15 protein-coding genes are annotated in these 15999 nt (G+C 60.6%); 1 reads left to right on the top strand and 14 read right to left on the bottom strand.

Annotated elements, in window-relative coordinates:
* Nucleotides 1-36: 36 nt before the first annotated feature.
* The 12 genes from flgK to fliG form a co-directional block, all read right to left on the bottom strand.
* A complete protein-coding gene (flgK, locus tag K8U03_17315; protein ID MCE9606652.1) occupies nucleotides 37-1737 on the bottom strand; it encodes a flagellar hook-associated protein FlgK in 1701 nt (566 codons plus the stop codon).
* 131 nt (nucleotides 1738-1868) lie between these two features.
* On the bottom strand, nucleotides 1869-2360 hold the full coding sequence (locus K8U03_17310) for a flagellar protein FlgN (GenBank protein ID MCE9606651.1): 492 nt from the start codon (nucleotides 2358-2360) through the stop codon (nucleotides 1869-1871).
* Nucleotides 2361-2432: 72 nt separating this feature from the next.
* Complete coding sequence (locus K8U03_17305) at nucleotides 2433-2768, bottom strand: rod-binding protein (GenBank protein ID MCE9606650.1); 336 nt, start codon at nucleotides 2766-2768, stop codon at nucleotides 2433-2435.
* Nucleotides 2769-2831: 63 nt separating this feature from the next.
* Nucleotides 2832-3881, bottom strand: a complete 1050-nt coding sequence (locus tag K8U03_17300; protein ID MCE9606649.1) for a flagellar basal body P-ring protein FlgI — start codon at nucleotides 3879-3881, stop codon at nucleotides 2832-2834.
* A 57-nt stretch (nucleotides 3882-3938) separates the two neighbouring features.
* The gene (locus K8U03_17295) at nucleotides 3939-4610 is read right to left on the bottom strand and encodes a flagellar basal body L-ring protein FlgH (GenBank protein ID MCE9606648.1); all 672 of its coding nucleotides are present in this window, start codon (nucleotides 4608-4610) and stop codon (nucleotides 3939-3941) included.
* Nucleotides 4607-5710 (bottom strand): flagellar basal body P-ring formation chaperone FlgA, encoded by a 1104-nt coding sequence (gene flgA / locus K8U03_17290; protein ID MCE9606647.1) that lies wholly within the window; start codon nucleotides 5708-5710, stop codon nucleotides 4607-4609. Before flgA ends, K8U03_17295 begins: the two co-directional genes overlap by 4 nt.
* A gap of 15 nt (nucleotides 5711-5725) precedes the next feature.
* Nucleotides 5726-6532: a flagellar basal-body rod protein FlgG gene (gene flgG, locus K8U03_17285; protein ID MCE9606646.1), complete on the bottom strand. Its 807-nt coding sequence runs from the start codon at nucleotides 6530-6532 to the stop codon at nucleotides 5726-5728.
* 42 nt (nucleotides 6533-6574) lie between these two features.
* Entirely contained in the window at nucleotides 6575-7321 is a 747-nt protein-coding gene (flgF, locus tag K8U03_17280) for a flagellar basal-body rod protein FlgF (protein ID MCE9606645.1), read from the bottom strand.
* Nucleotides 7322-7609: 288 nt separating this feature from the next.
* Complete coding sequence (gene hemC / locus K8U03_17275) at nucleotides 7610-8563, bottom strand: hydroxymethylbilane synthase (GenBank protein ID MCE9606644.1); 954 nt, start codon at nucleotides 8561-8563, stop codon at nucleotides 7610-7612.
* A gap of 41 nt (nucleotides 8564-8604) precedes the next feature.
* Nucleotides 8605-9411, bottom strand: a complete 807-nt coding sequence (locus K8U03_17270) for a ComF family protein (GenBank protein ID MCE9606643.1) — start codon at nucleotides 9409-9411, stop codon at nucleotides 8605-8607.
* A 7-nt stretch (nucleotides 9412-9418) separates the two neighbouring features.
* Nucleotides 9419-12013, bottom strand: a complete 2595-nt coding sequence (mutS, locus tag K8U03_17265; GenBank protein MCE9606642.1) for a DNA mismatch repair protein MutS — start codon at nucleotides 12011-12013, stop codon at nucleotides 9419-9421.
* A 95-nt stretch (nucleotides 12014-12108) separates the two neighbouring features.
* Nucleotides 12109-13104 carry a flagellar motor switch protein FliG gene (gene fliG / locus K8U03_17260; GenBank protein MCE9606641.1) on the bottom strand — a complete coding sequence of 332 codons (996 nt, stop codon included), beginning with the start codon at nucleotides 13102-13104 and terminating at the stop codon, nucleotides 12109-12111.
* A gap of 408 nt (nucleotides 13105-13512) precedes the next feature.
* Between fliG and K8U03_17255 the strand changes: the two genes are divergently transcribed.
* Entirely contained in the window at nucleotides 13513-14583 is a 1071-nt protein-coding gene (locus K8U03_17255; GenBank protein MCE9606640.1) for a PilZ domain-containing protein, read from the top strand.
* A gap of 9 nt (nucleotides 14584-14592) precedes the next feature.
* On the opposite strand, the gene K8U03_17250 is transcribed toward K8U03_17255, so the two are convergent.
* Nucleotides 14593-15084 (bottom strand): 6-pyruvoyl tetrahydropterin synthase family protein, encoded by a 492-nt coding sequence (locus K8U03_17250; GenBank protein MCE9606639.1) that lies wholly within the window; start codon nucleotides 15082-15084, stop codon nucleotides 14593-14595.
* Between the two features lie 19 nt (nucleotides 15085-15103).
* The gene (locus K8U03_17245) at nucleotides 15104-15991 is read right to left on the bottom strand and encodes a triphosphoribosyl-dephospho-CoA synthase (protein ID MCE9606638.1); all 888 of its coding nucleotides are present in this window, start codon (nucleotides 15989-15991) and stop codon (nucleotides 15104-15106) included.
* Nucleotides 15992-15999 lie beyond the last annotated feature (8 nt).

The raw sequence follows: 15999 nt of genomic DNA, 5'->3' as shown, positions 1-15999 counted from the left end.
TGACGAGCGTGGTCCGGTTCGAGCGTTCGGGTATTGCTATAAGTTGCTGAGCAGGTTCAACAGGTCGTCGATAGTTTTGATGAAGCGAGCCGAGGCTTGATAAGCACGCTGATAACCGAGCATCGAGATCGTCTCTTCGTCGATATTCACACCGCTCACGGCCAGCTGCTGTCCGCGCAACGTGTCTTCGAACGTCTGAAACCCGGTCGCCACCGATTTCGCGACCGCGGAGCCTTGCGTCACGTCACCGACGAGCTGTTCGTAGTATTGCGAGATCGACCGGCCATTGGCCGAATCGAGCAGTCGATCGCTGAAGTTCGCCAAATCGACGGCGTTTGCCGTGTCGCCGTCGATGCCCGAACGGCTGGCCGCGAACTTCGACGGATCGCTTTTCACCACGGCATTGATGCCGAGCGTAGCGGCACTCGTGCCGGTGAAGAACGTATTGATTCCAAGCGCCGCTAAGACGCCGGAAGTGTCGTCGCCGAACGAGAAATCCGACGTGGGAGACTGGCTCTTCAAGATTAGCTTCCCGTTCGCATCGATCGATGCCGCGATACCGTCGACGCCGTTCAGTTGGACCGCGAGTTTCGTCAGCGTGGTGTCGTCGTCGTCGAGTCCGTTGAGGTCGATGTTGATACGCGTCGTGTGCGTCAGGTTCGTCTGCTTGTCATGCACGAGCACGTTGAACGAGCCGCTGACCGGTCGATACGCCAACCCCGCCGCGTCGAGCGCTACGTCTTTGTTCAAGACCGGTTGGTCGGCGGTAACTTGGCTGTAGCCGCTGAGCCCTTGCCCCGACGAGAACACCTTGTTGAACTCGAACGCCAACGACTTCGTGAAGTCGTTTAATTTGCCGAGAAAGCCCCCGATGATGTTGTCGCGAGCGTCGACCAAGCCGGCCAACTTGCCCGATGCCGATTGGATCGGCGAATCGGTTTCCGTGATCAAGAGCTTGGCGACGTTGAGTCCGTTTTCTTGGGTATTCTCGACTTTGACTTGGCGATGGACCCCTTCGAAGACGAGAAAGTCGCCGCCGGCGAACACGTTGATCGCGCCACTCGGTTGTTCCTGAGTCTGCACGTCGATGAGTTGCGAGAGTTGCTCCAAAGCCTGGCTACGCTGATCGCGCAAACCGACGGCATCGCTCCCGAGCGAGCCCCCTCCTTCCGCGGTCGCGATCTTCACGTTGAAGTCCGCGATGCGGGTCAGCAGCCGGTTCACGTCGGGCGCCAACTCGATCACTTGATCGTTCAAATCGTCGCGCACTTCCGTGGCGCGCGAGGCCAAGCGATTGATATCGCCGGCGAGCGTCTGCCCCTGCAACACCGCGAGATTTCGTACGGAAACCGAAGCCGGCTGACTCAGCACCTGCGAGATCGCGCCGAAAAACGCGTTCATCGACGTGCTGAGATCGGTGTCCGACAGTTCGTTGATGATTCCTTCGAGTTGCGAATACGCCTGCTGTTGCACATCACCGCCGACGCGATCGGCCGAGGCCGATCGGAGGCGCTCGTTCAGATGCTCGTCGATCCGTTGCTTGATCGACTCGACATCGACCCCGAGCCCGAGCAACAGCCGGCCGACTCGCTGCGTGGCCGCAGGAGTAAGATTCAACTCCGCGCGGCTATAGCCGGGCGTGTTGACGTTGGCGATATTCTGGCCGACGACCTGTAGGCCGATCGACTGCGCCTGAAGCGCATTGCTCGCCAGTTGTAAGCTGCTGAATAGCGACATCGGTCTCGTCACCCATGAATGGTGCCGGCGAGCCGACCGCAATGCCGAACGAAATCAAACGGCGCAGCGCACCGTCGATCTCGCAGCATCCTCAAGCGGTCCCTCGCCTGACGAAGAACCGTAAGCGTTTCCTAAACGGCGCGATTTAACAACGCACCACTTACCGCCGCCGGCTCCTCCTTTCCATATGTCGGACGTAACCGGCCGCCGGTCGCGATAATCTCTAACAAATGTGAGAGATGTAAGAGCGCGCGTTGCGTTACTACCCAATTCGTAAGGCTTTGATGTTGTAATAGACGCGACTTCTCTTCGGCTTGCGAAACCTCGGAGATGAGTTGCCGGCGTTGCTTGCCTTGCAACGATCCCGTCAACGACCGCAAGCTGTCCGACGGAAGACCTTGCGCTCCTGCTCGACCGAGCATTTCGCTGCGACGTTGATAGCACGCGTTCAATCGCGCGCTGAGCGCGAGCTCGACCTCGCCGAGTGCTTGCAGGCCCGCCGTGTCGGCAGCGCCGAGCAAGGCCAGCTTACGGTTCAATACACCCAGCAGTTCGTCTTGCGCAACGGAGAGCTCGTTCAGATACTCAGCCAATTCCGCTTCCCACGAGGTATCGAGCGACATGCGGCAAACGTCCTTATTTGCGAAGCGAAACTACTTTCGAGCGGCGGAATTCGAACCAGCGGACGAGTTCTACTAACTACGATTCAGCGAAAACAAATCGAACATCGGGCCGGTGAATTGCGAGGCCGAGGCTTTGCTCATCTGCTCGGAAAACATTTGATCCAGTTGCTTCGTGAAGACTTCTTCCCCGCGACCGCCGTGCATATACGCCGGCTTGCCGACCGTCTTCCGCATGCTCTCCATCATCTGGCCGAAGAACACTTCGCCGACGAACGAATCGAACGCCGTACGCAACTCCGACTTATCGGCGGTCGAAGCCTTTGCGTTAAGCCGCGTCACATCGTTCTTTCCCGCGATGGCGTCGAACGTCGAAGCTTTGCCCCCGAGAGCGCTGATGGCGGACGACATGCGATATTCCTTTTTCAACTCGAACGAATACTAAGTAACGACCAAACCGGTTCGTATAAGTCCCTACTCGACGATCAACCGCCCATGCAGCTTGCCGTTGCGATCGAGTCCTTTGATGATCTCGATGATGTCCGCGTTCGGCACCTTGACCGCTTGCAAAGCCGCGACGAGCGAGCGGAGCTTCGTCGTTTGCGTCCCGGCCGGATCGATCGGAATGAAACGATCGTTCGGCAAGTTGTTTTCCGTTTCGATCACGATGTTCTTATGGCTCACGACGACCGCGCCGATCTCGACGTCGGCTCCGATCACGATGCTTCCCGCCCGTTCGTTGATCACGACTCGCGCTTCGGTAGCAGGCTCCGACATCGTTAGGCTCATGATCTGACTCACGAACAAGACATAGTCGTCTCGATACTGCGCCGGCACGTTGACGACGATGTTCTGCGAGTTCAACGCTTTCGCCGGGGTCGGCTCGCCCGATTGGATGCTCAATTGGCTATTGATGACTTCGGCTACTTCTTGCGCCACTTCGAAGTCGGCATGGTTCCGATCGAGCACGAGCGTCATCCGGTCGTGATCGATGAACGGATTGAAGAAGTCTTCTTCCAAACGGCAGCCGTCGCGGATCCGACCGACCGTCGGGACTTGCGGATCGTCGATATGAATCAACCCTTCCGCAAAGGCGTAAATTCGCGGGCTATCGATGTCGGGCCCTTGCAACGCGGCGAGGAACAGCCGGCCCCCGACCAAGCTCTTCGCCGCACCGATCGAGCTGACTTGGCAATCGAGTTGGTCTCCTTGCCGTGCCCCACCGGCGGGAACCGTCGCCGTGACCATTACCAGCGCCACGTTCGACGCATCGCGCAACTCGCCGGGCCCTTCCAGCAACGGGCTGCGCATGTATTGCATCACGGTCGCAAGGCTGCGAATCGTCGGGAGATACTTACCTCCGTCGCCGGTGCCTTTGAGGCCGATGACCAATCCCAGGCCTTGCAGCGAGTTCGTTTCTTGCCCTTTCACGCGAGCGACGTCCTTCAATCGAACCGCCGCATGCAAGTCGCTTGGTGCGACGGCGAGAGCGGCGACGATCAGGAGAGCGATTACTTTAGACATCGCGAGGACCTTACTTATGTTCGACGTGAAGAACAAAACCAGACGGAGCGACCTTCTTTAGAACGGCTTAAAGGCGTCGTAGGCTCGCAAAGCCCAGCCACGCTTATAGGCATCGCGAATATGTCCCGTCTCTCGCTTGTGAACGCTCAACTCGGCGATCTTCTCGCTGAAGACCGTGTTGTCGGGCTGAACGTCTTGCCGACGCACGATGCCCGAAAGCGATGCTTCCCAGACTTCGTTGTTATCTTTAACGGAGCCGTGTGCTTCCAGCACGAGGTTGCCGTTGGGGCGAATGTCGACGACGGTCGCCGTGATGTTGAATTGGATGAACGATGCCGTCTCCAATTCCGCATTCGTGCGGAGTGTGCTGTCGAGAGAAGCACGGGCCCGAGGATCGCCGGCCGTTTGCGGAGCGAGCTTGATTCCGAGGCCGTCGAGTTGCACCCAATCGCGCAATCGCGCGTCGATACCGGATTGTTGGATCCGATTCACCTGACCTTCGCTCTGCGATTGTTGCTTCTGCTTGACGAGCACCGTGATCAGATCGTTGACCTGAATCTCGCGCGCCGGGGGCATTTGCACGTAGAGCCAAGAATTCCCTTCGAGCGTCAACGGCCGGCCGGCGACTTGCTGCTGATACAAGCTCGCACGCTGCGCTTGGGCGACTTTTCCGCCGCCGAGAACGGCGAACATCGATAGGGCGACTATGCTCATCACTCGATAAATCATCGGACCTCTCCTCGGAAACCAGGACGACCGGCGATCGCCGCACGCGGCTCCGGCGTGGCCGCACCTTGCGGCACCGCACCTGCCGGATCGGCCGATACTTCCGCTTCTTGAACTCCCGTCACGCGAGCGTAAAACGGTTCGCGATTGCCTAGGGCTTCCACCGTGATCAAGTCGCCGACGCTGCCGTCTTCGCGGGCTCGCACGGTCGTGCGCACTCGCAGGCCCGCGCTCCGAGCGTAGAGCGTCACGGCGTCGCCGCGTCGTACGACTTGCGGTCGGCGGATGCCGTTTCGTCCGAGAATCGTTCCCACAGGAATCGACCATGTCGTCTCATGTCCGATGACGTCTTCCAAGTTATAGAAGGGCTGCGCTCCTTCGTTCACGGAAGTCACAGGCTTCAACGCCACGTCGCCGGCATGAATGATCGATCCGGCAGGTAGGCTCTTCAGCGCCACGACCACGCCCGGCGGCAGCCCGACTTCCGCGTCGACGTCGAAGCGAATCTGCTTGGCTCCTTCTTCGGTCGCCAAAGTAAATCGTTGCTTGCCGGTCCAAGGTTGCATTCCTCCGGCGACTTGCAAGCGACTCCCGTACGTGAGCACCGTGTCGACTTGCTCGTCGCTCAAGGTTGCGGTCACGGTATAAGGTTCGCGGCCGGTCGTTTGCGTGCGGAGGTAACGCAGGACGAACTCGCTCACCGTTTTCTCGGCCCGTTCGCGTTGCGTGCTGCTTGGACGAAACGTCGGCTTATCGACGGCGGCGACCGCTTCGCCGGGCCCGGTGACTTCGATTCGATCGGCTCCGCTGATTTGGTGCGACGAGAGATTGATGCCGCGCATCCACAGAGCGTCTTGCACTTCACGCGCTCGAATAAAGCGCCGGCCGCCGGTCGAAGGAGCCGGGCCGAGTTCGATGGCCCGCAATTGTTCGGTTTGCCAAGCTTCGGCCGCGAATACTTCGGCGATGTCGCCGAGCAACACGACGCCGGTGCGGCAGCGGGCTTGGGCCTTTAAGCGAACTTCGGCTCCGTCCGCTGCGCAAGCGAAGATCGCGAGCGAAGCGAAGAGGAAGGCCGCGAGCGTCGTAGTTCGATTGGTCATTTAATAGGCTGCTTTCTAGAACCGGCGAAGATTCGCTACGAGTTGCAACACTTGATCGCCGGCTTGCACGGCCTGCGAATTCAATTCGAACGAACGCTGCGTCGTGATCAGGTCGATCAATTCGCGGACCGGTTCGACGTTTGATTGCTCCAAAGCACCTTGCCGCATCACGCCGGCTCCTTGTTGCCCGGGGTTCACGAGATTGGCCGAGCCCGACGACTGCGACTCGAGGTAGATCCCTTCCCCTTGCTTGATCAAGCCTTCAGGGTTGATGAACGTCGCGAGTTGCAGCTGGCCCGCTTGTTGGAACTGCGGGTTGCCGACTTGGTTGTACGACACGACCCCTTCCGGGCTGATCACGACGTTCAAGGCATCCTGCGGAATCGTGATCTGCGGCTGCACCGTGCGGCCGGTCTGAGCGGAGCCGGTGACGAGCACTCCTTGCGAATTGAGCGAGAAGTTGCCGGCGCGCGTGTAGACGTTCTGGCCCGTCGATGGATCTTGCACCATAAAGAAGCCGCGACCTTCGATCGCGATGTCGAGCGGGGCGTTCGTCGTGGCGAAGGCTCCTTGCGAGAAGTCGGTCTGCGTGCTTTCCACGCGCGTACCGAGCCCGACCGCGATGCCCGTCGGCGTGAAGTTGCCTTGCGCGTCTTGCGCACCGGGGAGCTTGATTTGGCGATAGAACAGGTCTTCGAAGTTCGCGCGGGCCTTCTTAAACGCCGTCGTATTGATGTTCGCCAGATTATTGGCGACGACGTCGAGCTTCGTCTCCATGGCCTGCATGCCGGTCGCGGCGGTGTACAACGATTGAACGCTCATGTCTTAGCTCACGTCTCGAAGAGAGAGAGAAATCCGTTTCTACTAGCCGACCTTCAGGACACGACTGATCAGAGTGCCGAACATCGAGTCGTGGTTCTTGATCATGTTGACGTTGGCTTCATAGGCCCGCGTCGTTTCGATCATCTCGACCATTTCCTTCACGGCCGTGGTGCCGGAACCTTCAAGCATGCCTTGCGCGACCGAACGAAATTCGTTCGCCAAGGCGGCAACCGGGCCGAGCGGGCGAAACAGGTTCTCGCCGGTTTTTACCAAGTCGCCGAGCGAAGCCGGTTCGGCGATTGCCATCCGTGCCACGCCGTTTTCCGAAGTGATCGTGCCGTCTTCGCTGAACTGCCAAGGGCCCGCGATCACGATCGGCTCTCCTTCTTCGGTGAGAACCGGATAGCCGTCGTTCGTAGCCAGAGTGCCGTCGGGCAACGGCTGAAAGCCTCCTGCGCGGGTCAGCATCTTCTCGCCGTCTTTCTCGACGACAAAGAAGCCGCGACCTTTGATCGCGAAATCGGTCGGAATGTTCGTGCTCTTCAACGGGCCTTGCGAGAAGTCGGTTTGGTTTTGCTTGACCATCACACCGCCGCCGACGTCGTTGACGGTGCCGGCGTGCGGCTGGGCAAGACCTTGATCGATCGCCTCGGCATTGCGCGCTTGGAAGATGGCGAGATCGCGCTTGAAGCCTGCGGTGTCGGCGTTCGCGATATTGTTCGTGATCGTCTCGAGCCGGGTTTGTTGCGCGAGCGCACCCTCGGCCGAGATGTACATTCCGTATGCCATGCTAAATCCGACGACGCTGGTCGTTGCAGGTTGCCCCCCTGCGCGACGACCGACATTTAGCAAGGCTCATGCCGCGAAATGCATTGCGAAAAAGAAATGCCGAAGATCGACACGGGAAGTCGTGATTTCCGGCGTATTCCAAGGTGCGATGCGTCCGGTCGCGATTCCTTCGCACGATGCCGATCGAGCCGGTTCGCAATGCCTGCGGCGAGTTCGGCGTGTCGCGGTGCGCAATATCGGCTGCCGGCAGTCGCAGCACTTCGCTGACGAACGGGCTCGTCGAGAGTGTTATTTCGCTGGTGCGACGTGCCCCATCGCCCCCTCGCGCGAGCCGGCGATGAGCCGCGCTGCACCGTGTGCCAGCAGTTCGTCGGCGACTCGTTGCCCGAGTTCCAGTGCCGCGTTCGGCTCGGACGATTGATGGGCGAAGAGCCGCTCCGAACCATCCGAACGCAACACTACGGCGCTAAGATGCAGGCGGCCGTCCGGCTCGACGCGCCCCCAGGCCCCGATGGGAGCCAAGCAACCGCCGCGCAGCGAATGCAACAGATGCCGCTCCGCGACAACCGCGCGATGCGTATCGACGTCGTCGAGCCGAGCCAGGGCCGCGCGCGTCGCCGGGTCGTCTTCGCGCGATTCCATGCCGAGAGCCCCCTGCCCGACGGCCGAGATCATGACATGTCTTGGAAGCACCTGCGCAATATGCTCGCCGAGCTTGAGCCGAATCAGCCCCGCTTCGGCCAAGACGATCGCGGCGTACTGCCCTTCATGGAGTTTTCGGAGTCGCGTATCGACGTTGCCGCGGACATCTTCCATCTTCAGATCGGGCCTGACATGCAACAGCTGCGACCTTCGACGCAGGCTGCCGGTGCCGACGACGGCCCCCTGCGGCAACTCATCCAACGACCGATACTTCGCCGACACGATGCAATCACCCAACGGACCGCGCGCCGGAACCGAGGTCAGGCAAAGTCCGGGAGTCGGCTCCGTCGGCAGATCCTTGAGGCTATGCACGGCGAAGTCGATCGCATGGTCCAGTAGCGCGCGCTGAAGCTCCTTCGTGAAGACTCCTTGCACACCAAGACCGCCGATCGAAGTGGTTTGTTCCCGGTCGCCGCTGGTCGTGATCGGCACGAGTTCGACGTCGTAACCGAGGCGGCGCAATTCCCCCGCGGTCCAATCCGCTTGCCAGCGGGCCAACGGACTTCCACGGGTTCCGAGTCGTAGTTTGGTTTTGCTCATGCACCTAGTATATCTCAGCGACGAACTCTCGAAAGCCGGAGTTAAACCTCGCCTTGCGCTCGTCCGACGACGACGACGGCGACATTCTTCGCTCCGGCCTTTTTCAAGATGCGGGCCGCTTCGGAACAAGTCGCGCCGGTCGTAAGAATGTCGTCGACGAGGAGTACCCGAGCGCCGTCGACGCGGTAGCCGCGACGAACTCCGAACGCATTGCGGACATTGCTGAGCCGCTCGTTGGGCGAAAGCCCTGCCTGCGGACGGGTGCGCCGATTGCGAACCAACAGCCGCGGATAGTCGTCGACTTGGAGACGTGCGGCCCAAAACGAAGCCGCGAGGTCGGGCCCGTTGTGCCCCTGCATGGCACGCCGTAGCCAATGCATCGGCACCGGCACGACGAGATCGGCCCCGGCCGCACGCACCGCTTCGGCGTTCCGTTCCCAAGAGATATCCGCGAGCGCCGTGGAAAGCGATTCCTGATTCGCATGCTTGAGCCGGAGGACGGCGTCGCGCAGCTCATCGCGATAAGTGCCGAGGGTGAAAGCGCGATCGAAGCGCAAGTCGCGATGGCGACACCAAGGACAATCGGCACCTTGAAAAGTCGGTGCGACGGCAGCGGCGCACTTCACGCAGCGATGCGCTCGCTCTTGCGCCAGCGTCGTGCGACAGCCGGCGCAAAGCCTGCGATCCGCGTCGACCTTCGCACCCGGTTCTTCTTCGAGGTCGACTTCGCAAAACGAGCAAATCGACGGCAACACCAAGCCGCGCAGCGAATCCAGACCGGCGATGGAATGCGTCGAGAGGCCTTGTCGCAAACGCCGCAGCCAGTCGATCAGACGTCGCGACGGCATGGGATGCTCAGCGTGAACTATCTAAAGATTTCTGCCAATCGCGCAGCAAGTTCAACGCGGCCATCGGCGAGAGGTTGTCGATGTCGGCTCGGCGGATTTCCTCGACCAACGGATGATCGGCGGCGGCGAAAAGCGTGAGTTGGAGATCTCCCTTACGAACTTTCGCTCGGTTGCGCTTCGAGAGTTTCGACTTCCCTTCTTCGTCCACATGCTCCTGTTCTAGATGCGATAAGATTTGCTTGGCCCGATCGAGGACTTGCCTAGGAACTCCGGCCAGTCGGGCAACATGAATCCCGTAGCTCTTATCGGCCGCCCCTTCGATGATCTTATGCAGGAACACGACTTCGTCCTGCCATTCACGCACGGCGACATTCAGATTGCGCACATCGGCCAACGACTCGCGCAGGTCGGTCAGCTCGTGATAATGCGTGGCGAACAGCGTGCGGCAACCGATGTTGTCGTGCAAATATTCCACGACGGCCCAAGCAAGCGAGACGCCGTCGTAGGTGCTGGTGCCGCGGCCGATCTCATCGAGAATGACTAAGCTGCGCGCGGTGGCACCGTTCAGTATTCTGGCCGTCTCGGTCATCTCGACCATGAACGTACTTTGGCCGCGCGAAAGCTCGTCGCTCGCTCCGACACGCGCGAAGATCCGGTCGACGATCCCGATCTCGGCCTCGCGCGCCGGCACGAAGCTGCCGATCTGCGCCATCAGCGTTAGTAGCGCGGCCTGCCGGATATACGTGCTCTTGCCCGCCATGTTCGGCCCGGTGATGAGCATCATCAGCCCATCGGCTCCTCCCATCACGACGTCGTTCGGCACGAACTTGCCTTGCGGCAGCGACGCATCCAAGACGGGATGACGCCCCGCGACGATGCGCAACCGAGGTTCTTCCGTGATCTTCGGCCGGCAATAGCCTCGCTCGCGTGCCGTTTGGGCAAGCGAACAGAGGGCGTCGATTTCGGCGAGCACTCCGGCCGTCGCCATGAGCCGGCGCGAGGCACCGGCCGCGGCATCGCGTAGTTTTAGGAACAGCTCGTATTCCAAGTCTTGCGACTGCTGCTCGGCCGTGAGCACCTTCTCTTCATACTCTTTCAGCTCCGGCGTGATGTAACGCTCGGCGTTCTTCACCGTTTGCTTACGGATGTAATTGGCCGGAACTTTTTCGCGATGCGTGTTCGTCACCTCGATGAAGTATCCGAACACGCTATTAAAACCGACCTTCAGGCTCGGAATCTCCGCGCGGGCCGCTTCGTCGGCTTGATAGCGCGCGATCCATTGCTTGCCGCCTCCGGCGAGCTCGCGGAATTCATCCAAGGGAGCATGAAAGCCGGCGCGGATGAAGCCCCCCTCTTTCGCAACCAGCGGGCAATCGTCTTCCAGGGCCCCTTCCAATAGCGCGCGAAGCTCGGCGCAGAGATCGAGCGCCCCTTCCATCGCGTTGAGCAACGCCGACGATCGGGCCGTCAGCTTCGCTTTGATCGTCGGCAGAATTCGGAGCGTCCGGCCGAGAAAACAGAGATCGCGAGGCGTGGCCCGATTGGTGCTGACGCGCGCGAGCAAGCGCTGCACATCGTAAACTTGCTTGAGCAACTCGCGGAGGTCGGTCGTGAGGGCTTCGTGAGCGACGAGTTCGCCGACGGCATCGAGCCTCGCTTGGATCGCATTCAAGTCGACCAAAGGATTGTTCGTCCACTCCCCCAACTGACGCGAGCCCATCGCCGTGACGGCGCGGTCGAGCACCGAGAGCAATGTCCCTTCCCGCTTTCCTTCGCGCATGCTCCGGGTAATCTCAAGACTGCGGCGCGTCGCTTCGTCGAGTTCGAGCGTCGAGGCGGTTCGATACGGGATCAGCTTGTCGATATGGCCGAGCGACGTCTTCTGCGTTTCCGCCAGATAATCGAGGATCGCGCCGGCGGCGCGGATGCCGGCCTTATCGTCGTCGTGGAAGCCGAAGCCCTCGAGCGAGCGAGTCTGAAAATGTTTGCAGAGAGTTTCTTGAGCAGAGTGATGGGCAAAGGCCCACGGCGGCCGGCGCGTGACCGGCACCCGACCATCGGCATAGCCCGGCGGAAGTTCCGCTTCCTCGGCTGCCAGAATTTCAACGGGACCGATCCGCGCCAGTTCGTCGACGAGCCGGCCCGACGGAACATCGGCGGCGTAGAAGCGGCCGGTCGAGAGATCGATCCACGCGACCCCGACCGGTTCGCCGGAGGCGATCGCGACGAGGAAGTTGCTCTCGCGCGGGTCGAGCAGCGCGTCGTCGGTCACGGTGCCGGGGGAGACGATCCGCGTCACCTCGCGTTTGACGATCCCTTTCGCTTGCTTCGGATCTTCCATCTGCTCGCAGACGGCGGCGCGGTAGCCGGCCGCGATCATTTTGCGCAGGTAGCCGTCGAGTTGATGATGGGGGAAGCCCGCCATGGGGACGGGGTTTTCCCCTTTGTCGCGGCTCGTCAGGGCGAGGCCGAGAACCCGCGCGACGAGCTTGGCGTCGTCGTGGAAGAGTTCGTAGAAGTCTCCCATGCGAAAGAACAGCACGGCCCCCGGACAGGCGGCTTTCGCATCGAAATACTGCTGCATCATGGGGGACGTCGACATGGCGTCCGATGCTAGCAGAAAACCGGGGGGGGAGGCCAGGGGGCGGCATTATCCCACCGAGCGCCAGCCACCGCACCCGCTTTGCGCCGCCGGGCTTAAACCATCTCTTCGACTTCCTCGCCGGCGGCGACCGTGATTTCGCCCGCGTCTTCCAAGCGGCGGACGATATCGACGACTTGCTGCTGCATTTGCTCGACGGCCGAGCGCTTGACCGGGCCGAGGTAATCCATTTCCTCTTTGAGCATTTCCGCCGCACGGCTCGACATATTGCCGAGGATCTTCTGCTTGAGCTCTTCGCTCGCGGTTTTGAGCGACAAAGCCCATTGGCCGCTCTCGACGTTCTTGAGGACCGTTTGGATGTCTTTCGTGGCGAACTTCGAGATATCGTCGAAGACGAACATCCGGCGGCGAATTTCTTCGACCAAGTCCGGATCTTCCTGGGCTAGGTTCTCGAGCAAACCACGCTCGGTCGCGCGATCGGTGACGTTGAGGATCTCGGCGACCGATTCCACGCCGCCGGCCGTTTCATACGACTGGCTCGTGATGCTCGACATGCGGTGCTCGAGTCCCCGTTCGACTTCTTGGATGATTTCCGGATTGGTTTGGCCCATCCGCGCAATACGGCGAACGACCGACAATTGGCGATCGCTCGGGAGGCCGGCGATCACCTGAGCGGCTTTTTGCGGCTGCAAATGCGAAAGGATCAGCGCAATCGTTTGCGGATGCTCATCCATAATAAACGTGAGCAGGTGCGTCGCATCGATTTTCTGCACGAAGGCGAACGGCAGGGCTTCGATCTGCTGCCGGACGTTTTCGAGGGTGCTATTGGCGTTTTTTCCGAGCGCCTTTTCGACCAGGCTTTTCGCGAGGTCGAGGCCGCCGGTGCTGGTGCCGAACGATTGCGGATTGACGTCGGCGAACTCACGGATGGCGTTCGACTGCTCTTCGCCGCCGATATGGCCGAGCCGCGCAATCTCGATCGAGACGAGTTCGACTTGCTTAGGATGCAGCTTGGAGAGAAGCAGTGCCGCTTCCTCTTCCGGCATGCTCGCCAATAAGACGGCCGCTTTGCGTACTTCGGTAGATGCCATCGTGCGAGCACTCCCTGCAAGCGGCGACCCGACGCCGGCATGAGCGACGGCCCAGCCTGCGTTTCCGTCAGAGTCGACGTAATCGTCATGAAATACGACGTCCTCGGCAGGCGTATCGACCGGCGGACGCGGGAGACTTGAGCGAATCTAGGATTTCGCAACTCGGACACCTCGAGACTTTATTACCTAGGCCGATATAGCGTCGACGCACGGAGACGAACGCGAAATCGGCTCGCTCGCAACGATCGGGCCGGTTTTGAGGCCTGTTTTCGCAACGGCAAGAAAGCGTCGGAATAGGTTCTCAAATTTTTTCGCTCCCCGCTTGTTGCAAGCTACGTTTCACTACGGACACCGCTCGGCAAGCGTGCGACGGTTCGTGCCTCGTTATTACCCAGATCCGGATTCCCCATGTTTTCCGAACGTCGCAGAAACTTTCGTTCGCCCGTAGCGGGTACACGCGAAGGGACGCTTATCGTAGCCGGCGTGGAATTGCGCGTCCGTCTGATCGATGAATCGGCCGGCGGCATGAACGTGGCGTCGGAATCGATGCCGCAATTCGGCGAAGGGACGGTCGCGGAATTCGAGACCGACGACGGCGACACCTACCGTGTGCAAGTCATGCACATCGTGCAACGCGGCTTGTGCGCTCGGATGGGTTTGAAGCGTTTGGAAACCCTGACGCATGCCGGCAAATCGATTGCGCCGAAGGTCGAACGTCCGTCGCAGAAGATGCTGCGCGTCGCGATCATCGCGGGCATCGGCCTGACGATCGGTTTCGTCGCCCAGGCCGAACCGATTCGCAAGCAGCTCTCGAAAGTGCCGGTACTAGGAAAGCTGTTTCCGGCTGTCGAAGAGAAGAGTTCGGGTGCGGTCGTCACGAAGGTGAGCGCCAGCATTCGCCAGCGTCTTCGTGAAAGCTTCGATATCGATCTCTTCGACGAACCGGAAGTGATCGGCCTCCTGCATTTACGACCGGAACAACAAACGAAGATTCGCAGCGTGATCGCGGCGAAGAATTCGGTGCTTCGCGCCAACGTACCGAAGTCGCAACAAGCGGCGATTCTCTACATCACGCAGATGGCGATGCTCGGCGTGCTGGACACGGAACAAGTGTATCGCTTGGAATCGCTCGTCGAGCACACGATCGGCGCCACCGACTTGCTGCAAAAGCTGGTCATGCAATATTGGCCGACCGCCGATGCCGAAGAACTTTATCGTCGGCTGGGGGCTCCCGCCCTCGCTTTGCCGCAAATGGCCGAACACCTGCGTTTGAACGAACAGCAACTACGGGCGATTCGTCAGATCATCGACGAAGCTCTCGACAAGTCGGAATCGCTCTACCGGCAATCCAAGGGTGGACCGAAGGAAGACGAGCTCTTGACCTCGGCATTCGGCTATCTCGATCATGCGAGAGCGAAATGCATGGCGGTGCTCACGCCTGAGCAACAGCAAATCGTCAACGGTTTCGCCGACAAATAAGGCCGAGCCTTATTCGCAGCGATCGTAGATCCCTTCTTGGCCTTCGCATTCATCGACCGAGATGCGGAGCCTGCCGGGGCGAGTACCCGTGCGAGTCAGCAAGCGATCGGAAAGCGCGCTGCCGATGTGCTTCGCCAATAGCTCCGCTGTCGTTTGAATAAGCGGCAGCAAAACGCAATCTTCGCGCGGAAACGCCCAGCGCCGCTCCTCGAACGTCACCTCGACGCTCTTGGCGTCCGCGACGACTTGGATCGTCGGATGCAACGTCGGCAGCAGCATGTGATGGTCGAGCGACAAGACGATCGCTTTCAGTTCGTCGCGCAAGGCGATGAAGTCGACGACGTATTGGTTTTCATCTAGCGGCCCAAATACTTCCGCCGCGACGCGATAGTTGTGGCCGTGCAGTCGTTCGCAGATGTTGCCGTTGAAGGTAATGAAATGGGCCGCGGAAAAGACGAGTTCCGTCTTCTTCACGCGAACGAAATAGCTTTCCGTCGTCATGCGAACTTCCTTCATGCTCTCAGCACTTGAGGGGCAACGGAACGGAACCTTCACTGAGAACCATGAAGAGCGCCGCGGCCAGCAGGTCGGCCGTAGTGCCGGGGTTCCGGCGATGCCCGTCGCTCCGCAGCCAGAAGTCGAAATCGGCAAGCGCTTCCAAATAATTCTCGTCGTCCGGTTCGCCGACGTTCAAAACCGCGCCCGCATTCACCGCGACTTCTCCCGCCACGGCGCTCCCGCATTTTCGCGCAATGAGCGAATCGGGGATCGCTTGCATCGTCCGGAGATGCGTCCGGATGACGGCATCGCCGAGGCTCCAGCCTCGTGCAAGCCCTGCTCGAAGGTCCGGCACAACGAAGTCGAACAGCTCGGCGAAACCGGTGACGTATTGTCGCGCGATCGTATCGCGCTCGGCGGCCAAGCGCATCGCGTGCAACAAATCGCTCGGCGGAGGCCCGGCGACGTCGGCATCGTCGACGCGTCCTAAGCCGCCGGGAGTGGCGAGGCGAATCGCCTCGTAGACGTCGGCGCAATCGGCAGGCGTCAGGCGGCTCAGTACGTCGGCCACTCCCTGGCGCAGGTCGACTGCTTGCGACGCGCATGCCAAGGGCGCAAGCAGCAGCACGATCCCGAGATTCACGTTCGTAGCGGCGATCGCGCGCGTCGCGCGAATCGCTTCGAGCACGGTCGTGCCGAGCGCAGCCCCCTCCGAGGCCCGTTGCATCGCCGGACCGATCGCTACGCCGGCGGCGACGAAGTCGGTAAACGTGAGGTCTTCGAAATCGGCCCCGCGATGCACGTTGCCGGGCTTAGGAATCGTCGCTTCGAGCAGACATGCCAGCGTGGCACGTTGACCGACCGTAAGTTTCTCGGCGCTCGTCGCGTGCTCGCCGGTCGTGATATGCATCGAATTCG

The organism is Planctomycetia bacterium (assembly GCA_021413845.1).
Classification (GTDB): domain Bacteria; phylum Planctomycetota; class Planctomycetia; order Pirellulales; family PNKZ01; genus PNKZ01.
The sequence above is the reverse complement of the archived record's forward strand: the minus strand, read 5'-3'. Positions and strand labels throughout refer to the sequence as shown.